Origin of the sequence: Mucilaginibacter flavus (assembly GCF_030409315.1) — a bacterium.
In the GTDB taxonomy this organism is placed as follows: Bacteria; Bacteroidota; Bacteroidia; order Sphingobacteriales; family Sphingobacteriaceae; genus Mucilaginibacter; species Mucilaginibacter flavus.
Genome location: NZ_JAUFPS010000006.1, coordinates 51,206 through 72,492 on the forward strand (window position 1 = coordinate 51,206; position 21,287 = coordinate 72,492).

Genomic DNA, 21,287 nt, shown 5'->3' on the forward strand with positions numbered 1-21,287 from the left:
CGTTGCTTAGCCCCCTTTTTAAGTAAACCTTTGACATAACAAAACAGCACGTCAAATACCTGTGTGGCAAACTGTTATGGAGAATGCCAAAAATCCATTTTCAAAGAGTAGGCAAAAAATTATAAATCAAAAACCTATGAGCTACATTATTAAAGGCAACCTGCGTGGTTTGCTATGTTCTGATTGTGAAATTCCAGTATCGGGCACTTCCGTAAAAATTTATAAACCATTTGATAGGGCCAACGAAACCCGCCTTGCCGTGGCCGATGCCAAACAAACGTTTCACCAGGTGAGCGATGCCGAACTGAAGGAAAAAGAAAAATCGCTGCTTGCCGAAGCGCGCCTGCAGGATAACGGCGACTTTGTGATCAGCATCGACGAAAAAGCCGGCTACGATGGCGGGGCTTTAGATGTGGATTGGTATTGCGGCAACACGCCAGTTAAAGTTGGGCCGCCGGCACCCAAAAAAGACCTGTCGCTGCAATTTCATATTACCACATTGCAACCCCTGTACAAACAAAACGAAAACGGCGGGTACCTTGCCTTTTTTGAATATAAAATAGATTCCAAATGGTTTTGCCGCATCTTAACCTTGTTAGATATCTGGGTGGTTTGCGGCATTGTGGCCGATTGCGAAACCAAAAAACCGATTGCGGGCGTAAAGGTTTTTGCCTATGATGTCGACCTGATCCAGGATGACTCATTGGGTAACGCTTACACCGATGGCAACGGCAAATTTATTATCGTTTATCCTGGCGCCAATTTCAGACAAACACTGCTTTCGCCGTTTTTAAATGTAGAGTGGCCCGCCGGCCCCGATTATTATTTCAGGGTTGAATCATCATCGGGCACCGTACTGCTACAGGAAGATCGTACTCGCGGTCGGCAAACCGACAGGCATAACGCCCATAACTGTTTTTGTGTAAAATTGTGTATTAAAGATGGTGGCATTTATACCCATGATGTGCCCTGGTTTACCTCGGTAGGTAATTTCAGCATTACCTCAGATATTGACGCCGGCGGCAAAACATTACTTACTAAATTTGGAGCCGGCGGCACTGGTTTCGGCTTTTTTGGCTCGGTAAAGCTTGGCGGCTATGCAACCAAAAAAGTGCCTACAGCACCTGCGAGCGCTCTATATTATCGCTTTTTATACTCGTTAGATAATGTAACCTTTAACCCGGTTACTACCGCGCAAATGGAAGGTACCGCCCTTAAAGTTGCTACCCGGCAAATTACCTGGAACGGCACAACCGCGTTTCAGGATGTGGTGATAGATATTAACCAGCCGGCCTCTGTAGCCGATAGCGTACCGGCAGATAATTTCCCTAATCCTATCCCGGATCATGTACTGCACCCCGATGCCAACGGATGGGTGAGGGTTGATCAGCCGGCTTTGGATAATGGCTTTTACGGCTCGTTATTTTACCTGAACACCAACACCATCATCGGCGGCGGTGACGCCAGCGTGGGGTCAACCGCCGGGCATTTTGTAACCGGACCAAATCAGAAAAATGGCCAAATGTTATACATACAATTTCAAACTACCGATGATCCCGCAAACCCTGCATCTACCCACCTTAACACCCAATCGCTTATCGGCAAAATATATGTAAACAACTGGAACGAAGTTAGCCTGCTTAAACTGGAAGAATTGTTTGCCAACGGAGGCAGTGGCTGTACACCTGTAAAAACACAAGCTCATGTTGATTTTACGGTAGACCATGAACTGATCAATGCCTGGAATGTGGGGATCTGGTCAAACGCTATCGGCAGCGTATCCGGCTTACCGTCGGAGAGTAATAGCATGGCCCCGGTAAGCTCGGCAAGGGGAGCAGGTTATATTCTGGACCTAACCGCGCCGGCGCCTTATATTTTAACTCCGCCCTACAGTACCCCATGGCCATCATGCGCTTACAGTTTAACACTAAATACCCAACGCAAACTAACCACCGGCGAATACAACGACCAGGTTAAAACTAACCAGGTTATATTTTGCAAATAGGGGGGAGAAGAGGCCAAAAGCCCCTCTAAATCTCCCCTGAAGGGGAGACTTTAAAAAGAAATCGGCCTGTCAGAATTACTGACAGGCCAATTTCTTTTAAATATACAAATCAAAAACTCCCCCTTTAGGGGGCAGGGGGGCTTCCTCTACTACTTCTTCATCTGCTTATCCGCAAATGAGAATACTTTTTGTAACAGCGGCGTAGTACGTGCGCCTAAATTCTGGCGGATGTTTAATTCTTCTTTGGCTATTTCCACAAATAAACCGTCGATGGCTTTTTGAGTTACGTAGTCGGTAATATCAGGATTGATTTTTGATACAAAGGGTACTTTATTGTAGGCCTGAGCTGCATCGGTATAGTACTTAGTAGCACCAACCTTGTTTAAGCTTGTTTGGATAACCGGCCTAAACTGGCTTGCCAATTGTATAGTAGTGGTTCTTTTAAAATATTGGGTTGCGGCGTCCTGGCTGCCTAACAAAATGTTGGTTACATCCTGTAAGGTCATTTGTTTAATGGCGCCAATAAATATGGGTTTTGCTTTTACCGCGGCGTCTTCGGCGGCATGGTTAAGGGAAGTAATTACGTTATCGCAAAGGCTACCTAAACCAATATCTCTAAGTGTCCGCTCGGCCTTTTGTGCTTCGGGTGGAAATAGGATTTTAACTTCGGCATTTTTAAGGAAACCATCAACAGCCGATAATTTATCTGAACTTTTGCCGGTGCCTATTTCCAGTGCTTGTTTCAGACCGTTGCCTATTTCAAACGTAGTTGGCGTTTTTTGTGCACTTGTTGCGCTTGCAGCGTTGGTTACCTGGTTTAAAGTATCGCAGCTGGTTAGTGTTATAAATACCAACAGCGCTGTTAGTGATAATATTCTTGCTCTCATAGTGGTTAAAATTAGCAAAAATGCCGTCAACTATCAGGAAATTATCCCAACACTTTCAACAAGGCAAATACGCCGGCGGCTATTAATGCAGAAATAGGGATAGTGATGATCCAGGCCCAAACCAGGTTAATGGTTACGCCCCAGCGCACTGCCGATACACGTTTAGTTAAACCAACACCAATAATTGAACCTGTAATAGTATGTGTAGTAGATACCGGGATACCAAAACGCTCGGTTATAAAAAGGGTTATCGCACCTGCGGTTTCGGCACTTACACCTTCCAACGGCGTTACCTTGGTAATTTTTGAACCCATGGTTTTAACAATTTTCCAACCACCACTCATGGTGCCGGCGGCTATAGCGGTGTAGCAAGCCAAGGGAATCCAATCTGGCATGGCCGCACCCGCGTGAATTACTTTTCCGGCTATCAGGGTTACGTATAAAATACCCATTACTTTTTGAGCATCGTTACCACCGTGGGCGAAACTTAGTGCAGCGGCCGATACCAATTGTAATCTTTTAAACCAACGCTCGGCAGTTGCCGGCCTGGCTCTTTTGCAGATATTTAATATTAAAATGGTTACAATGTAAGCAATCACCAAACCTATAAAAGGTGCTAATACAATGTAAGCTATAATGGTAAGCACGTATTGCATTTGAATAGCGTGCAGGGCATTTGCACCCATATATAAGGCATTTGTCATCCCGGCACCAGCAAAACCGCCAATAAGGGTGTGTGACGAGCTTGAAGGGATACCAAACCACCAGGTAATTAAATTCCAGCTGATGGCGGCAACCAGGCCGGCCAATATAACATGCAGTGTAACGTAATGCTCCAATACAATTTTAGAAACGGTGTTGGCTACTTTATGGTCCTTAATAAAGAAATAAGCGGCAAAGTTAAATACGGCTGCCATAAGCACAGCCTGGAAAGGCGTTAATACTTTTGTTGATACGATGGTTGCAATAGAGTTTGCAGCATCATGAAAACCATTGGTATAATCAAATATCAGCGCAAGTAAAACAATAACAACAAGTAGGGAGGTAACCATTTAGTGATGATTAGGTATGCTTAAGCGTTTTTAACTAATATTGATTCCATTACATTAGCCGCGTCTTCGCACATATCTGTAGCTGTTTCAAGGGCAGCAAGGATCTCTTTATATTTAATCAGGCGGATAGCGTCTTTCTCATACAGGAACAAATCGGCAACGGCACGATCAAATACATAGTCGGCCTGGTTTTCAACACTGTTAATCCTGATGCATGAATCAGCAATGTTACGCACGTTGCGCAAATCTTTTAACTCGCGTACAGCCTTCTCCAAATCAACGCTGGCCTGCAATATCAGGTCAGATAGCTTGCGGATGTGCTCATTAAAATCATCAATTTTATATAGGCTCATGCGGTTTGCTGCACCTTGTATATAATCGGCAACATCATCAATAGCGGTAGCTAAAGCGTGTATATCTTCGCGATCAAAGGGCGTAATGAAGTTTTTGCCCAGTTCAAGGTAAATCTGGTGGGTAAGTTCATCGCCTTTATTTTCCAGCTTATCAATTTGTTTGAACAACTCCTCGCGGGTAGCCTCGTTATTGGAGTTTACTGCTTCAACCAATACAGTACCCATAGTTACCACATTGCTTGCTGCCTGTTCAAATAAAGGAAAAAAAATCTTTTTGTCCTTAGGTACAAAGTATTGAAAAATGCTGTTTAATGACATGTTGCTTAAAATTGGTGTAAAGGTACGGTTGCTATGTTAAATTAATGTTAACTTTTTAACACTGGTATATTGGGGAAAGGTAAATTTTGTTTTGCTTTTTGCAAAGTAAATCCGAAAGTTGATCCCAATCCCTCGGTACTACGTACATTAATGGTTTGCTGGTGGGCTTCAATAATGTGTTTTACAATAGCCAACCCCAAACCCGAGCCGCCGATTTGCCTTGAACGGCTGCTATCGGTACGGTAAAAACGCTCAAACAAACGTGGCAGAAATTTTTCTTCAATGCCAATACCATCATCGGTGACCTCAACCAAAACCTGGTCGTCAAGTACAAAAAGGCTTAATGAAGTGTTGCCTTCTTCTTTACCGTATTTAAATGAGTTATCTATCAGGTTTACCAATACCTGGCGTATTTTCTCCCTATCGGCATAAACAACAATACTTTCATCGTATTTCTGCTTAAAAATAAGCTTGATCTTGTACTGCTTACCTTTAATCTCTAACGATTCAAATACCTCTTTGATGAGGTCATTAATCTTAAATTTGGTGTAATTGATAGGTATCTCGCCCGATTCTAATTTCGAGATCTCATCCAGGTCCTTAATCAGGTAGCTTAATCGATCCACATTTTTTGAAGCTTTCTCTAAAAACTGCCTGGCCATTTCGCGGTCTTCAAAATCATCGTCCTGCAGGGCCTCTATGTACCCCTGGATAGCGAAAAGCGGCGTTTTAAATTCGTGCGAGATGTTTGATAAAAAGTCCCTGCGGAATTTTTCCTGCTTTTTAAGATCATCAATCTCCGATTTTTTTTGCTTGGCCCATTCTTTTACTTCCTGCTCCACATCATCAATAGGGTTAGCACTAATGTGCTCGCCAAGGGCATCGCGTAAATCACGTCCCAACTTAAGGTTGTGGATTAGTTTATAAATAAGCTTTATGCGCGAGTAAATGTATTTTTCGATGAGGTAATAAAATACGAAGTAGCTTACAGCGAGGGTTGCCGTAAACGTAATCATTACATCGTACCATTTATGCTGAAAGTAAAAGTTTACTGCCGATAGGGTTACAGCTACACCCAAAGCAGTGGTTAAAACCAAAACACGCAAATTCATAATCGTAAAGCTACGATTTATAGATCACTAAAGTCCACCGGAATGGCCAGTTCCATGTTAAATTAAAGTTATCAATTTGTGCTTTTTTAAGTAAGGTTAACAACTCTGCTCTTTTAAAGCTGCGCTTTACTGATAAAGGACCATCAACCCGCACCATTTTATTGCGGGTTAAAACATGCGTAATAAAAATAACAGCGTAGTACAATACCCAGTGCCGGTGCAAATCGGTAATGATGATTCCCTTGCGAGCCTTGCTGTACATGTTTTGAATAAGCCTTATCCAATTTTCATCATCAAAATGATGGGTAAATAAACTGCTGATGATGATATCGTGTTCCGGGACTTTACCAACCTCGTTAATTACATCGGCTTGTATATAACTGATATTGCTAAACCCTTCAGATGCTTGTCGGGCGAATTTAACAGCAGCCGGCGCCGCGTCGACCCCGTTAAGCTGTAGCTCCATTTGGTTTTGCGAGGCCCATTTGGCTATGGCTATTAAAGAATCGCCGCCGCCACAGCCCCAATCACTAACTGTGTATCCGTTTTTTACCGGGAACTTTTTAAGATCGTTCACCAGGTTTTTATGGCCGCCAAACCAGGAATTTACTTTGCCAAGGCCTTCCAGTACGGGCGCTATTTCGGCATCGGGCAGCGTAAAATCGTCCATAATCTCGGCGTCGAAAACGCGGGTAGTTAAATTCGGCATAATTGAAATACGCCCCAATCAGGCAAAAGGTTTGCCATGGGTTTTACTGATTAAATATCGGGATACTGGGGGCAGCCCGTTTAACAGGTGCAGCGTTAACGCCGTGGTATTGTTGTTGCCAAACAAACGCTGCAATTGCCGCCCTACCCATAAACGCTGGGCAAATTGTTGGTTCCAGCTTTGAGTATAGTCGGCTTCAAGGTTCGCGCGGTTGCTTGCTGTAAAATTGCCGGGCTTATAATGACTGATAATTTTTTCTGAAAGGATTTTGGCCGAGTGGATAGCCATGGTCATGCCGTTACCGCAAAGGGGGGCTATCATACCGGCAGTATCGCCGCTCATAAAAATATGATTGTCTACAGGGGCCTTCTTCTCAAAAGAGATTTCGTTGATCACCTCGGGCTTATCTAACAGAAATTCGGCATTAGTAAAAATATCGTTGAGGTAAGGATTCTTGCGAATGATGTTTTCTTCCAGGTTTTGCAGTGAGCCATACTTGCGCAGATCATCGCGGTGGGCCATATAGCACATGCAATACCTGTCGCCATCGGTTTTGCTTACGCCACAATAGCCATCTTTATAATTATTAAGCTGGATAAGATCGGTAGGAAAATCCATCCGTACGTGAAACTTTACAGCCAGGTAAGGGCTGCGCTTGTAAAAGAATGGCCGTTTTAGTTTTTGATCGAGGTTGGAGCGTTTGCCGAAAGAGCCAATGACCAGGGGCGCAGTTAAAACCTCGGTTGGCGTAGGCACTTCAAAATGATCGGTCACAAAACGGATATCCTCCACCCTTGTGCCGGTCATAAAGTTTACACCCTCTATTTTGGCTTTATGATACAGGAAGTTATCAAACGTATAACGGCTTAAACCAAAACCGCCCAGATCAAGCTTTTGGGTGAATTTAGTGCCCGATGCCGCGGTTACCTCTACCCGGTTTATACGGGCGACGTTTAATTGCTCAAGATCGATATCTAATTTACTGAGGAAGGGAATAACCTCGTTACTGATGTACTCGCCACATACCCGGTGCATGGGGTATGTTTTTTTTTCGATAAGGGTAACTTTTAATCCGGCCCGGTTAAGCAGTATGGCGTTGAATAATCCCGCAAGGCCGCCGCCAACTATGATTACATCGTTCATAGCCGGTCAATGCATTTCAAGGATCATACCCTCTACCGTTAAACCCGGACCAAACGCGAAACTCATAATCTTTTGATCTTTTAAATTTTGCGCCTTCAATATTTTTTGCAACACAAAAAGTATGGTAGCCGATGACATATTGCCGTATTGCTGCAAGGTTTCGTACGCAAAAGCATTACTTTCTTCGGGTAGTTCCAAAGCCTGCTCAACAGCTTCCAATATTTTGCGACCGCCGGGGTGAACCGCATAGGCTGTAATTTCTCCCGCATCTAATTTTGCCTTTTGCAAAAAACGACCGGTTAACGCCTTTATATTTTTTTTGATCTGTTTTGATACGCGTGAAGTAAGCTTCATTTCAAAACCGGTATTGCCCACATACCAGCCCATGTCATCGCGGGCTTCGCTCACAAATTCCGAGTAGAAGTTTTTTAAAGCTAAGTATGTTCCGGTGCTTATGCGTTGTGAGGTATTTTCGACCAATACGGCAGCGGCCCCGTCAGAAAACAGGGAATTGGCCACCCAGTTATCCAGCGTATTGTCTTTTTGAAAATGCAGGGTACAAAGTTCAACGCTTACCACCAGCACCTTGGCTTCGGGATTAGCACGGCAAATATAATCGGCCACTTTAAGGCCGTTTATAGCCCCGTAGCAACCCATAAAGTTAATACAGGTGCGTTCAGTATCGCGATTCAAATTAAGCCGCTCCACCAGTTCAATATCAATTCCCGGCGCATGCATGCCGGTGCAGCTGATGGTTACCAAATGGGTGATCTGTTGTAATATGCCGGTTTCAAAGCCGCTTAAACAATTATTTACGGCGTTAATCGCTATCGCGATAGCTTCACTCTCATACAACTTGAGCCGCTTTTGAGTATCAGGGAATGGATCGAAACTACCCGATGGATCGAAGAAACTATATTTCGATGGATCGCTTTCGCCAAAATCGGGGATCACCGAATACCGGTGATCGATGCCTGAATTATCGTAAATGGTTTTAAGGCGGGCTGCATTGGTTTTATCCAACCCAAAAGCATCTACCATAAAATGGTAAATATCCTGCTGGGCAATACGGTTATGGGGATTTGCAATCCCGATGGCACTAATGCAACTCTCCATTTTTATACTTATGCTTAAAGCTTAAGGCCCAAAGCCTAAAGCAAAGTATTTGCAACAATCAAATACCGGTTTTTACTTGCTGATCTCGGCTTCGATACTCACGTTGGCCTCGTTTGATAAAATTATATTTTTACTGCCGATGCCAAAATCCGTCCTCAAAACCTGGAAATCGCCTTTAAATGTTGCGGTGCTGCCACTTTCAACATACGTAAAAGGTATTTCAATCAACTTTGTTTTGTCTTTAATAGTTACGTTAAAACTGCCCGTATAGTTGTTTCCACTCTTATGTTTAAATGAAACCGATTTTACCGTAATTTTAGGGTACTTAGCCACATCAAAATAATCATCGCTTTTTAAATGATTATCGCGGCCCTCACTATCGGTATTTACGGTGTTAGCTGCCACCGAGGCCTCAATAGTGCTTGTAGCCAGGTTGGCGGGGGTAAACTTAATATCAGCATTAAAACCTGTGAAAGTTCCCCCAACGTTGAAGCCAAGGTTTTTAATTTTAAAAGTAACCGCGCTTTTGGTCACTTTGGTTTGCGCAAATGTGTTAACAGCTAAAAAAGCTAAAACGGCAATGGTATAAATTCTTTTAATCATGATATAAAAAACGTTGCTTTCAAACATAACAATTTATACGCTACTAATTTTTACATTAGTGAACTAAGCAACCCATTGTATGTTTATAACGTTCTACTAAAGACTCATGGTTGCCTTTATAGTTTAATTATCCTAAATGAAATTAAAACAGATTATTCCTACCCGCTCGGCCTGGGCACATATGCGTTTTGTGTTTTCTGTTTTTTTACTGCCGGTATATTTATTTGCCTTTAGTCAGTCGCCCACCGTAAATCCCGGTAAAGCTTTGCTCATCTTTTTTATATGGCATTTATTAGCTTTCCCGGCAAGCAACGGCTACAACAGCTATTTTGATAAGGATGAAGAAAGCATCGGCCTGCTTGAAAAACCACCGGTAGTTGATATCAGTTTGTATTATTTTTCAATCCTGTTGGAGGCATTAGCATTTGGGTTAGGCTTTTTAATTAACTGGGAGTTCGCCTTTGCGGTGCTCATTTACGGTGTGATGTCAAAACTGTACAGCCATCCGGATACCCGGTTAAAAAAGTATCCGATCATTAGCTTTTTAACGGTGTTTATTTTCCAGGGATGCTTTATTTATTATACCACCTATTCGGCTTTGAGCGGCTTAAGTTTGTTCAGGCATTGGGATACGGGGTTTATCATCGCTGGAGCTATTTGCTCGTGCCTCATTGGGGCATCATACCCGCTCACGCAGGTTTATCAGCATGAGGAAGATAGTCGCCGGGGGGATATTACCATCAGTATTTTATTAGGTTATAAAGGTTCGTTTATATTCTCGGGGGCGATGTTTGCTACGGGCATTGCCTGCTCCACTTATTATTGGCATTCTTTGGGGAAACTAAGCAATCTGTACTTTTTTCTGGCTTGCGCATTGCCGATCTTCCTTTACTTTAACTATTGGTTTTATAAAGTAGGTCGATCAACCACAAACGCCAATTTTAAAAATGCCATGCGGATGAATTTTTTAAGTTCGGGATGTATGCTGGTTTACTTTGGGGTGCTGGCGATATTAAGATAAATTATGTTTCTGATGAGAAAACTTTTTATTCTGATTACATTATTACTTGCCATAACTACCCAATCATTATTTGCTCAAAACTCAGATAGTCAACTTAATGCCAGGATAAAAACACAAGTAGATTCCCTTAGAAAAACCGGTATTGATACCATAATTGTTTATAAAAGTTATTGTATTGGTTGCGAGGTTTTATGGAAAAACAAGCGTGACCGATGTGCTTATGAGGGATATTACATAAACGCGCGATTATTCTGGAAACATGAAGGATTAACTTACTTTACAGCCAAAGACAATTGTTTTGATTACACAACAGTCACAATTACCGCCGATAGCTTGTGGCGGTTTTACTCAAAAAACAGTGACGCCATAGCAAATGAAACCATTAAACAGCTTCAATATACAGTAGTTGAAAACGGTGAAAAAAAGACTTACTCCTCATTAATCGATCATTCATATAGACAAGATATTACGATAGTGAAGAGAGAGCAAATTATTGAAAAATATTTGGACGATTATAATTTTGAAAAGACGGTCGATTTTTCTGGTCTTAAACCGAATATTAATTACGAATACAATATCAATACAAAAACTAAACGGTTGCAAATTATCTTAAACTCGTTAACCAATACATTGGCAAAACAAAAATTACTCTCCCGGATCAACTAAAACTCAATATGTGCCCGCATAGAAAACACATTAACCGGACCGCGATCTTTATTATAGGCCGGATTTAAGATAAACTGGTAATCGGGTGTAAGCCAGAACTTCTTTTGATAGGCATTGATCTTGTAATATAACTCGGCAATCATTTCGTGGCCGTAGTTCAGTTTGCCATCTCCAATAATAAAGCCATAACCACCGGCGGCAAGATAGTTTTTGTGCAGGGTTGACAATCCATTGGCGATGAACGCCAGGCCAAGCTCATCATCTCCTCGTCTCCATGAATTGCCTTTAAGCACGCCGCCAAAACTTAGCGAACGATCAATCTCGGTAAAATACCAGGTTTCGGTATGGCCGTCGTTATAGCTTAGTTTGGCAAACACGCCAAAATCTTTAGTGAGGTATTGGTCGGCACTGATGCCAAAGCCATATTTATGTTTGCCGTAGGTAAGGTTGGTATCAACCACCGGGTTTACGGGGTTAAGTGCCAGGGCCGTATTATATACCCCCATTTTACCATTATTTCTGAAACCTAATAACCTCACTGTTCCTTTGTTGCCATTAAGCGTATAACGGCGTTCGTACTCCAGCGTTTGGGTATTAGCCTTGCCTATTTTTGCATCCCATATGGCACCGTTAGCTGTAGTTGTCGACATGGTGAAGGCAAACCTCAGCGTCCAGTTAGGTTGCCCTAACTCGGTGTGTATGCCCATCACATAACCGCGGGTGTTGGCGGGGTAATCCCAGGCACCGTTATCCATCAGCGCCCAGTTCATAAACTGGCTGCGCGGGTCGTGACTAAATTCGTTACCGTCATAAAAATCGGCCATGCCAAACTTACCAACTGTTACCTGGAAGTATCGTTTGCTTTTTAAACCAGCCAACTGGTTGTTGGCATCCTCAAGGGTATCTTTATCCTTACCCCATTCAAAGTTTTGGGTAAAATATAACCTGGCGATATAAATTTTAGGTTCGGCGCTGCCAACCCTAAACGTTTCACCATTTGGAAAGCCGGCAACGCCCAAAGTTTTGCTTAAGCCCGATCCGCCCGAAAGTTCGGGGTTAAAATAGGCCGATGCTCCTTTCCAAAGCCGCGCCGCGCCAAAAAAGGTAGCGGTAACAGAACTTTGCGTTTCAGATTTGGTAAGTAAACTGTTATCGCCCGTGTAATCGGCTCCAAAAGATGGCTTGTACTGGGTAATAATAGTTTGCTGAAAATGGAAGTTGAAGCGTTGTTGCTTTAGGGTATCTTGTGCTTTGGCCGTAAAAACCGTTGCAAACAGGATGGATATAGATAGTAAAGTTTTTTTCATAAACATAAGGCTGCAATGCTAACCGCCATGTGTAGCTATGGTTTGCACTCCAGGTAAAATTGTTGCAGGTAGGTTTCCATAAACGCGTGGCGCTGTTGGGCCAGTTTACGTCCGGTAGCGGTATTCATCCTATCTTTAAGCAGTAATAGTTTTTCGTAAAAATGATTAATTGTAGGCGCCGGGGAGTTTTTATACTCCTCTTTGCTCATATTTAAATTGGGTTCTACCTCTGGGTTATAAATTTCCCGGCCTTTAAAACCTCCGTAACTAAACGCGCGGGCTACACCAATGGCACCAATAGCGTCTAATCTATCGGCATCCTGTACTATAGCCAACTCTGGCGAATGGAATACAACTTTATCAAAACTTGCTTTGAACGACATGTGCCTGATAATCTGTTGCACATGCTCAATCACCGCTTCATCAACACCTACACTGCGCAGGTATTTAGCAGCTGTGGCGGGACCAATTTCCTCATCACCATTGTGGAATTTGGCATCGGCAATATCATGAAGAAGTGCGGCAAGTTCAACAGTAAGCAGATCGGCTTCCTCTGTTTGTGCTATCAATTTGGCGTTGGTCCAAACACGGTGAATATGCCACCAGTCGTGGCCACCTTCAGCATCCTTAAGGGTATCGCGTACAAATTGTACAGTGTTTTGTATAAGCGTTGCTGTTTCCATCCGGGTGCAAAGATATTATTGCCCCGGCAGAAACTACGGGAATAATTGTAAATTATTAAGCAGCGGCTATTTTTTCTGTACTGATAAGTTCATGCACGTCTACCTCAAGAATGCCAGATATTTGAAAAAGCCGCTCAACAGTTATCTTAGTATAACCCAGTTCTATTTTGCTGTACGCGTTTTGCGAAATATTCAATTTTGCCGCAAGATATTCCTGGGTATAATTCAATTGTTCGCGGGTATTCCTGATGTTGGCTGCAATTGCTTTAATCTTGTAATTCAGCGTCTCTTTCATGCAATTATTATTTTAACTATCTGATATAAACGAGATTTAGCAGAGCCCGGATTTTAATTTTTTTTATTTTTTTGAAAATTTTTTTCTGATAGTCATGGTATTTGATGCGCAGACAGTGTAAAATAAATCGCTTTAGTTCAATTTAAGTGCAGGGATAAAACACAAATTTAAACTAAAGGTTAATTGCGTATTTTCGCGACATGCAGGGAGATGGGCTTTATTTTCTGAACAGTTAACGATGGTGAATAAATCGTAGAAAATAAAAATATAGTTGGGGCATTAAAAAAACGCCTGCTTTTGGTGGCCCGCGTCGCGTAATTTTTTTTTAACAAGCTATAAATCCATCATGCTGCTAAAGTTTTTTAAGCAGGGTAAGATTTAAATTAGGGCAATGTGGCGGCTCTTTCTGTTTATTTTCTCTCCTTTAAACGAAAATGAAAACTCTTGCTGGCCGGCTATTCTATTTCGTTTAAAAATAACTCCTCTTGTATTGCCGGGATAAAATTATTTTTCAAAGCAGTATCAAAAAGCAGTTTTATCGCTTTTCTGCCCTCTTCTCCTAATTCTACCGAATATTTATTTACATAAAGCTCAATATGTTTATACATCACTTCCTCGCTCATCTCTTGCGCATGTGAGCGGATGAAATCGAGACCCGATTTGGGGTTGGCAAAAGCAAACTCAACAGACTTACGCAATACCCGGTTCAGTTTACGCTGAACATCCAACGGTAAATTACGATTTGCTACTATGCCGCCCAACGGGATAGCGCAGCCGGTTTGTTTTTCCCAATGATCGCCCAGGTCGATGATTTTTTTTAAACCTTTATCCTGGTAAGTAAAGCGGTTTTCATGAATGATCAGGCCGATATCAACCCTGCCTTCTAACACCGCGTTTTCAATATCTGAAAACACCAGTTCAACCTTATTAGTCGCATTTGGAAAGGCGTTTCCCAACAGGAAATTTGCAGTGGTGTATTTTCCGGGGATGCCTATTTTGAGGTTCGAGTTGCCGGTTTCGAGTTGCGAGAGCAGTTTTTCGGGGTCATTTTTACAAATCAACATCGGGCCAACACCAAAACCCAGGGCACTGCCCGAATCTAACAGAACATATCTATCTGCCACATAGGCAAAAGCATGGTAGCTTAATTTGGTAACATCCAGTTCGCCACGGAAAGCCTTTTGGTTAAGGGTTTCCACATCGTCATAAAACACCTCAAACTCCAGTCCTTCGGTATCAATTTTATGATGAATAAGGGCGTCAAAAATAAAAGTATCGTTAGGGCAGGGCGAGAAGCCAAGTGTTAGTTTCATTTTACGTTGTAAGTTGTACGTGTTACGTTATACGTTTTTGAGGCTTTACGTATAACGTAACACGTTAAACGTATAGCCTATAGATTAATGATCGCATCGATCAGATCAATGGCAAATGTATTCAGATTTTTTATGGCGAGGCCTATCTGCCAGCTTGCCCGGTTACGTTTTTCTACATAATTTGACACTGCCCTGATTTGCATGCATTTCGCGTTAACCTGCTGGCAGGCGTAAAAGAATGCCGCGCCCTCCATGCTTTCTAATTGTGGGTTTAACCTGTCCTGAACTTTTTTTATAGAGGCTTCATGGCCGTGCACCGTATTCACCGTAATGGCACGGGCCTTTTTCAAGTAAAAATTACCCTCAACCTCTTCAAGTGTAGTACTGGGTTTAAAGGTGTTTTCGCCAAAGCCGAGCGTAGTAATGGGTATAAATTGCTCATCGTCCTGGGCTCCGGTTTCAGAAAAGGTATCTTCGGTAATCTCTAATACATATCCGGGTTCGATGTTCCTGTCAAAACTTCCTGCTATGCCCAGGTTAATAACCAGGTCGTATTTGCGCAAGGTAAGTTGTTGCCCCAGTTTAAAGGCTGTAGGTACCATACCTGCCCCGGTTATCAATACATCTATTTTATTGCCAAAGTGCCTGGTTAGTGGCTCAATCTCGGGGGCAGTGGCGGCAACTACTAATATGAGCATCTTGCTTTTATAAATTTTATTATGATTTTTTGACTACTAATATAAAACAACCTGCCTGCTTTTGTTTTGTATATTTGCACCCACTATTTATTATGATGATACATATAACGCGCAAGGAACATTTTAATGCCGCTCACAGGATGTACCGTGAGGAATGGAGCGCTGAAAAAAACAATGAGGTGTTTGGCAAATGTGCCAACCCTAACTGGCATGGTCATAACTACAATTTGTTTGTAACGGTTAAGGGCGAAGTTACGCATGCTACCGGTTATTTGATAGACCTGAAAGAATTAAAGGTGATCATAAACGAATATGTTATTGAAAAGCTTGATCATAAAAACATTAACAAGGATGTTGATTTTATGGCAGGTAAAATGGCATCGACAGAGTTGCTTTGCATTGAAATTTTTAACCAGCTAAAAACGCCTATTGAAGCTTATGAGGGTGTGTTTTTACACTCGGTTAAATTATATGAAACTGAAAATAATTCGGCCGAGTATTTTGGCGGATAACTGATAAGATGATAGATAAAGATCACATTACTAACCGCGATGATGACGATGACGACATTGACGGTTACACCAAGATAGACCGGTACAATCCTAAACTGATAGAAAACCTATCGGCCAATTATCATAACGTATTAACCCAAATAGGCGAAGACCCGCAACGCGAAGGCTTACTAAAAACGCCCGAACGGATTGCCAAAGCGATGTTGTATTTGACCCATGGTTATGATTTGGATGCCCAAAACATTCTTAACTCGGCCATGTTTAAGGAGGAGTATAGCCAAATGGTAATTGTAAAGGATATTGAAGTGTATTCCATGTGCGAGCATCATATGCTGCCGTTTTTTGGCAAAGCGCATATTGCCTACATTCCCAACGGCTATGTTGTTGGCCTAAGCAAAATACCCCGCGTGGTTGATGCTTTTGCCCGCAGGCTGCAGGTGCAGGAGCGTTTAACCAATCAAATTCGCGATTGCATACAGGAAACATTGAATCCTATTGGTGTAGGCGTGGTTATTGAGTGCCGCCACTTGTGCATGAGCATGCGTGGCGTACAAAAGCAAAACTCGGTAACAACCACATCGGCATTTACGGGCGAGTTCTTGAAAGAAAAAACCCGCACCGAGTTTTTAAATTTGATAAGTTCGAAGTTAAGTTAGGAAGAGAATCAAGAACCAAGAGTCAAGAATCAAGAGAAGATAAATTAGGAGATCGGATTAGGCATAAATCCAAATTCGAACATCCGAAATCCGACATAAAAAATGAAAGCATATATTTTTCCGGGGCAGGGAGCCCAGTTTCCAGGTATGGGTAAAGATCTGTACGAACAATCAGATAAGGCCCGCGAGTTATTTGAAAAAGCCAATGAGATATTAGGTTTCCGCATTACCGATGTAATGTTTGATGGTACAGCCGAAGATCTGGTACAAACTAACGTTACCCAGCCAGCCATATTTTTACACTCTACCATTTTAGCAGCGGTTTTAGGCGATGATTTTAAGCCCGAAATGGTTGCCGGTCACTCATTAGGTGAGTTTTCTGCGTTGGTAGCAGCCGGTGCTTTATCATTTGAAGATGGTTTGCGTTTAGTAGCAGCGCGTGCCAATGCTATGCAAAAAGCCTGCGAAATACAACCATCAACCATGGCCGCTATTTTAGGTTTAGATGATTTTGTTGTGGAAGATGTTTGTCAGCAGGTTTCGGCAGTAGTGGTTACTGCAAATTACAATTGCCCTGGTCAGCTGGTAATATCAGGCTCAATTGAAGGCGTTGACGAAGCTTGCGAAAAACTGCTTGCCGCCGGTGCTAAAAGGGCGCTTAAACTAAAAGTTGGCGGCGCGTTCCACTCACCGTTAATGGAATCTGCAAGGGTTGAGCTGGAATCGGCTATTGTTGCTACCGAGATCAACGCTCCTGTTTGCCCAATCTACCAAAATATTGATGCCAAGCCGTATACAGATCCGGCTTCTATCAAACAAAACTTAATAGCCCAATTAACCGGCGCTGTTAGGTGGACACAAACTGTAAAACACATGTTAGAAGATGGCGCCACTTCATTTACCGAAGTTGGACCGGGCAATGTATTGCAAGGCCTTGTGAAAAAAGTTGACCGGGCAATTGCTACCGCGAGTGCCGTGTTGCCTCAGTAATTTTAAAAGGCACTGTAAACAGTGCCTTTTTTGTTTAAATCATTTTATCTGCTAACGCTTTGACTACATCCGGAAAAATACGTTTACTGTTAACCCTTATTGGTATTGGGTTATTGCTGACAGCTATTTTTGTCCAGAAAACGTATACCCCCGTAAATAACCTGGTGCAAACCGGGCAAAGCCTTGAAGATAACCTGCACAAAAAAGAAGCATACATTTATAAGCAATTAAATGATAAGCAAAACTTTAACAAGTTAAAAACACTTGCAGCGAGCGACAGAGACGCCATTGAAGCTATCAATGATTTTACAACAACACATAATATCTGGTTTGTAACTGCTTATAATAACAAGTTAAGCTTTTGGAGTGGCATAAAAGTTTTGCCCGATACTTTACAAAATATAAAAGATGGTGTTTCTTTTATAAAACAACCTAACGGCTACTATGAAGCAATCAAAAAAACCGAGGGCGATTTCTCGGCTATTTTCTTTATCCCGGTAAAAATTAACTACGCGTTTACTAACAAGTATCTGCAAAATACCTTTGCAAAAGACATCACCACCAGCAATAATATTGAAATAGCCGATCTTGGCGATAAAGATGTTTATGCCGTACACAGCAGCACCGATGAGTATCTTTTTTCGGTAAGGCAAAAGGCTGATAGCATCAATTATGCTTTTGTTTATTACGAATCGGCTTTTTGGATTTTAACCCTCCTAACGCTTTGTGTGTTGATCCATAATATTTGCTGTTATATGGCGGCAAAGGGCTATCCCTGGTTTTCGGCTGTGGTGATGTTATTGTTCATTGCTTTATTCAGGGCAATTAACTTATACTATCACCTTCCCGATTTTAGTGAAACCCTCAGGATCTTTGATCCTAAAATATATCAGTCGGGCATACTGTACCCATCCTTTGCCGATTTTTGCATTAATATCGTTTGTGTTTTTTGGTTTGTAGCATTCATATACCTGCAACGGCGGCGGCTGTTTACCAGGGTTTACGGTGGCGCGATGGGCTACCTTACGGTTATACTGAGTGTTTTACTGCTTATTGGAGTATCTACCTCCCTGCTCAGGTTGTTTTATGATCTGGTTATTAACTCCAGCATCAATTTTAATGTAAACAATGTACTGGGCTTATCGTCATTTAGTATCCTGGGAGTTTTAATGCTTTGTTTTAGCTTCCTGATATTTTACCTGCTCGACGATGTTTTGCTTTACCTGTGCCTTAAGCTTAATGTGCCTAAATCGCACCAGTTTTGTTTACTGCTGGTGGGCATTGTAAGTACCACCATTGTATTCATGGTATATTATGAGTTTACCATGTTTTACTTGTTGTGGATGCTGCTTGTGCTGATACGGGCTTATGGTTTTATATACCAGGGGAGCAAGCTCACTACAAGTACTTTTTTATGCGTAATTTTCATTTGTTCGCTTATTTCGGCCATAAAACTCAACCATTTTGAGGGTATTAAGGAGGCCAACATTCGCAAAAAACTGGTACACAAATTAGAAGACCCTTCTGATCCGGATGCCGAAAACTATTTTAAAAGAATTGAAAACAGAATTGTTACCGATACCGCCATTATCAGGTATTTTAAGCAAAATGTTCATAACAACGAATACCTTACTACCCGGTTTCAAAAATTATATTTTGATGGCTATCTTTCAAAGTATAGCTTAAAGATCCATGAATATGATGCCGGCGACCAGCCGCTGGGCGATATCGATGATTTGCCCATTAACTCGTTTAAAGACCTGGTTGTTTATAGTTCTATAAAGGTGCTTGGCACCCATTTTTATCGCTTTCCGCAATCATTTGGCTTTCAAAGCTATTTTGCAATACTGGCTATCAACAGCGATAATAAACAGTTGGGGACTTTGGTGGTTGAGTTTAAAGCAAAACCCCTGCAAACCGGCGCTTTCCCCGAGTTGCTGATAGATGGACCTGTGCGGTCTGACGATGAATTTAAAGATTACTCATACGCCTATTACAGCGATGATGTATTGCTGAGCCAAAAAGGAAGCTACGTTTACTCATTAAACAATACGGACTTTAAAGGAAAACTCAAAGAATACGTTTTAAAAACCACCAAAAGCAATAGCCCCGAATGGTACAACGCCTTTAGCAAATATGAACACCTGGCTTATAAACCCAGTAAGCGTAATTTAATTGTTGTAAGTAAAGAGATTAACGCGTTGTACTATGGAGTAACCTCTATTACCTTCTTTTTCTTGTCATTACTAATATTTAGCGCCTTTATTATTGTTGCCCGCGGGGCCTGGGTGCGTATCAGGATACTCAGCATTACCGACGATAGGATTCGATGGAACTTTAAGATCAATTTTGGTAAGGTACTTTATAAAACCCGTATTCAGTTTGTGATGATTATTGCAGTGGTTTTAACCCTTATTGTGGTGGGTTTTATAACGTTTGTATCCATAGGTAATCAATACCACAATCAGCAGGAAAAACAAATAAGGGATAAAATAACCCGTATAGCCGAGGCTTTTCAAACAGGTGCGCTAAACAGGTATATTTATAATGTAAATGAAAAAAGCCAGGTTGATTTTAACGTACTGGCTAAAACCTACTCAACCGACTTGATCTTATTTGATTTGAAAGGAGTGCCCCTGGTAACCACCCAACCCAAAATTTATGAGTATGGCCTGGTTGCAAAAAAGATGAATTCAAGGGCTTTTATTTATTTAAGTAAGCTGCAAAAAACCGAAATTGTAAATGATGAGCGCATAGGAGAGTTGAGTTACAAGGCCGCCTATGCCCCTATAGTTACTTCCAATAATAAAACCATCGCTTATATTCAGCTGCCTTATTTTTCAAACGAGGCCGATTATAAAGAGCGAATCAGTTCATTGTTAAATGTAATGATCAATGTTTACGCCCTGGTTTTTATAGCGATAGGTTTGTTTGCCATTATTATTGCCCGGCAAATAACCGCGCCGCTAAGCTTTATACAGGAAACCCTCAGTAAAACCATATATGGTAAAAAGAACGAGCCAATTAAATGGCAGCGTAATGACGAAATTGGGGCATTGGTGAGGGAATACAATAAAATGATTTCGGCATTGGAAAACAGCGCCAACAGGCTGGCGCAATCTGAAAGGGAAAGCGCCTGGCGCGAAATGGCCAAGCAGGTTGCCCACGAAATTAAAAACCCCTTAACTCCACTTAAACTGGGCTTGCAACTCCTTGATAAATCATGGCGCGATAAAGACCCTAAGTTTGATGCCAAGTTTGAGCGTTTCAGCAAATCATTTGTGGAGCAGATAGAAAGCCTGTCGTCAATAGCATCGGAGTTTTCTGCCTTTGCTAAAATGCCGGATACGCGTATTGAGCCGATAAATATTTTTGAGATGTTAAGCCAGGCGGTTACCATTTTTAAACAAATGGATAACATTCATATAGCCTACATGCCGCCAGAAGTGCCGTTTATTGTGGGGGCAGATCGTGACCAATTGCTGCGTTGCTTTAACAACCTGCTTAAAAACGCCATTGAAGCAACCCCGCCAGATAGAAAAGGGTTAATTGAGATCAATTACCTGATCACCAGTAAAAATATTTTGCTAACAATCAAAGATAACGGCAACGGCATCCCCGAAAACATGCGCGAAAAAATCTTTGAGCCCAATTTTACCACCAAAAGCTCGGGTACAGGTTTAGGGCTCGCCTTTGTTAAAAACTCTATTGAAAACGCCAATGGTAAAGTATGGTTTGAAACTACGATGGATATTGGCACAACGTTTTATTTAAGCTTCCCATCTGCTTGAGCTTCGAGGTAAAAGGATAAAGGCGAAAGGTAAAAGGTTTTTTGGGAAGTGGTTGGG

The 21,287-nt window shown here is 41.9% G+C and carries 20 protein-coding genes; 7 read left to right on the top strand and 13 right to left on the bottom strand.

Annotation, left to right across the window (positions count from 1 at the left end):
- Positions 1–136 precede the first annotated feature (136 nt).
- Positions 137–2,005 (top strand): hypothetical protein, encoded by a 1,869-nt coding sequence (locus tag QWZ17_RS01685; protein WP_290303122.1) that lies wholly within the window; start codon positions 137–139, stop codon positions 2,003–2,005.
- A gap of 149 nt (positions 2,006–2,154) precedes the next feature.
- Here the strand turns inward: QWZ17_RS01685 and QWZ17_RS01690 are convergent, their stop codons facing one another.
- From QWZ17_RS01690 to QWZ17_RS01725, 8 genes are all read right to left on the bottom strand, one after another.
- Positions 2,155–2,892, bottom strand: coding sequence for a DUF4197 domain-containing protein (locus tag QWZ17_RS01690; protein ID WP_290303123.1), 738 nt, complete (start codon positions 2,890–2,892; stop codon positions 2,155–2,157).
- 41 nt (positions 2,893–2,933) lie between these two features.
- Positions 2,934–3,944 carry an inorganic phosphate transporter gene (locus tag QWZ17_RS01695; RefSeq protein ID WP_290303124.1) on the bottom strand — a complete coding sequence of 337 codons (1,011 nt, stop codon included), beginning with the start codon at positions 3,942–3,944 and terminating at the stop codon, positions 2,934–2,936.
- A gap of 20 nt (positions 3,945–3,964) precedes the next feature.
- Positions 3,965–4,615, bottom strand: coding sequence for a DUF47 domain-containing protein (locus tag QWZ17_RS01700; protein WP_290303125.1), 651 nt, complete (start codon positions 4,613–4,615; stop codon positions 3,965–3,967).
- Between the two features lie 47 nt (positions 4,616–4,662).
- Positions 4,663–5,727, bottom strand: coding sequence for a sensor histidine kinase (locus tag QWZ17_RS01705; RefSeq protein ID WP_290303126.1), 1,065 nt, complete (start codon positions 5,725–5,727; stop codon positions 4,663–4,665).
- 10 nt (positions 5,728–5,737) lie between these two features.
- On the bottom strand, positions 5,738–6,436 hold the full coding sequence (locus tag QWZ17_RS01710) for a methyltransferase domain-containing protein (protein WP_290303127.1): 699 nt from the start codon (positions 6,434–6,436) through the stop codon (positions 5,738–5,740).
- A gap of 18 nt (positions 6,437–6,454) precedes the next feature.
- The gene (locus QWZ17_RS01715; protein WP_290303128.1) at positions 6,455–7,579 is read right to left on the bottom strand and encodes an NAD(P)/FAD-dependent oxidoreductase; all 1,125 of its coding nucleotides are present in this window, start codon (positions 7,577–7,579) and stop codon (positions 6,455–6,457) included.
- A gap of 6 nt (positions 7,580–7,585) precedes the next feature.
- Positions 7,586–8,695 (bottom strand): type III polyketide synthase, encoded by a 1,110-nt coding sequence (locus QWZ17_RS01720; RefSeq protein WP_290303129.1) that lies wholly within the window; start codon positions 8,693–8,695, stop codon positions 7,586–7,588.
- 72 nt (positions 8,696–8,767) lie between these two features.
- Positions 8,768–9,298 carry a YceI family protein gene (locus QWZ17_RS01725; RefSeq protein ID WP_290303130.1) on the bottom strand — a complete coding sequence of 177 codons (531 nt, stop codon included), beginning with the start codon at positions 9,296–9,298 and terminating at the stop codon, positions 8,768–8,770.
- 136 nt (positions 9,299–9,434) lie between these two features.
- On the opposite strand from QWZ17_RS01725, the gene QWZ17_RS01730 reads away from it, so the two are divergent.
- Positions 9,435–10,319, top strand: a complete 885-nt coding sequence (locus QWZ17_RS01730) for a UbiA family prenyltransferase (RefSeq protein WP_290303131.1) — start codon at positions 9,435–9,437, stop codon at positions 10,317–10,319.
- A 12-nt stretch (positions 10,320–10,331) separates the two neighbouring features.
- Positions 10,332–10,985 carry a hypothetical protein gene (locus QWZ17_RS01735; protein ID WP_290303132.1) on the top strand — a complete coding sequence of 218 codons (654 nt, stop codon included), beginning with the start codon at positions 10,332–10,334 and terminating at the stop codon, positions 10,983–10,985.
- Here QWZ17_RS01735 and QWZ17_RS01740 read toward each other — a convergent pair.
- The 5 genes from QWZ17_RS01740 to mqnB form a co-directional block, all read right to left on the bottom strand.
- Positions 10,982–12,292: a carbohydrate porin gene (locus QWZ17_RS01740; protein WP_290303133.1), complete on the bottom strand. Its 1,311-nt coding sequence runs from the start codon at positions 12,290–12,292 to the stop codon at positions 10,982–10,984. The genes QWZ17_RS01735 and QWZ17_RS01740 overlap by 4 nt on opposite strands.
- 35 nt (positions 12,293–12,327) lie before the next feature.
- Positions 12,328–12,975 (bottom strand): HD domain-containing protein, encoded by a 648-nt coding sequence (locus tag QWZ17_RS01745; RefSeq protein ID WP_290303134.1) that lies wholly within the window; start codon positions 12,973–12,975, stop codon positions 12,328–12,330.
- Between the two features lie 55 nt (positions 12,976–13,030).
- Entirely contained in the window at positions 13,031–13,270 is a 240-nt protein-coding gene (locus QWZ17_RS01750; protein WP_290303135.1) for a helix-turn-helix domain-containing protein, read from the bottom strand.
- Positions 13,271–13,725: 455 nt separating this feature from the next.
- Positions 13,726–14,583 (bottom strand): menaquinone biosynthesis family protein, encoded by an 858-nt coding sequence (locus QWZ17_RS01755; protein ID WP_290303136.1) that lies wholly within the window; start codon positions 14,581–14,583, stop codon positions 13,726–13,728.
- Positions 14,584–14,660: 77 nt separating this feature from the next.
- Positions 14,661–15,281: a futalosine hydrolase gene (mqnB, locus tag QWZ17_RS01760; RefSeq protein ID WP_290303137.1), complete on the bottom strand. Its 621-nt coding sequence runs from the start codon at positions 15,279–15,281 to the stop codon at positions 14,661–14,663.
- Between the two features lie 95 nt (positions 15,282–15,376).
- Here mqnB and QWZ17_RS01765 point away from each other — a divergent pair, with 95 nt between their 5' ends.
- The 4 genes from QWZ17_RS01765 (at position 15,377) to QWZ17_RS01780 (ending at position 21,230) form a co-directional block, all read left to right on the top strand.
- Positions 15,377–15,793, top strand: a complete 417-nt coding sequence (locus tag QWZ17_RS01765; RefSeq protein ID WP_290303185.1) for a 6-pyruvoyl trahydropterin synthase family protein — start codon at positions 15,377–15,379, stop codon at positions 15,791–15,793.
- Positions 15,794–15,801: 8 nt separating this feature from the next.
- The gene (gene folE, locus QWZ17_RS01770; RefSeq protein ID WP_290303138.1) at positions 15,802–16,449 is read left to right on the top strand and encodes a GTP cyclohydrolase I FolE; all 648 of its coding nucleotides are present in this window, start codon (positions 15,802–15,804) and stop codon (positions 16,447–16,449) included.
- Positions 16,450–16,551: 102 nt separating this feature from the next.
- The gene (gene fabD / locus QWZ17_RS01775) at positions 16,552–17,439 is read left to right on the top strand and encodes an ACP S-malonyltransferase (RefSeq protein WP_290303139.1); all 888 of its coding nucleotides are present in this window, start codon (positions 16,552–16,554) and stop codon (positions 17,437–17,439) included.
- 59 nt (positions 17,440–17,498) lie between these two features.
- Positions 17,499–21,230 (top strand): ATP-binding protein, encoded by a 3,732-nt coding sequence (locus QWZ17_RS01780; RefSeq protein WP_290303140.1) that lies wholly within the window; start codon positions 17,499–17,501, stop codon positions 21,228–21,230.
- The last annotated feature ends 57 nt before the right edge of the window (positions 21,231–21,287 follow it).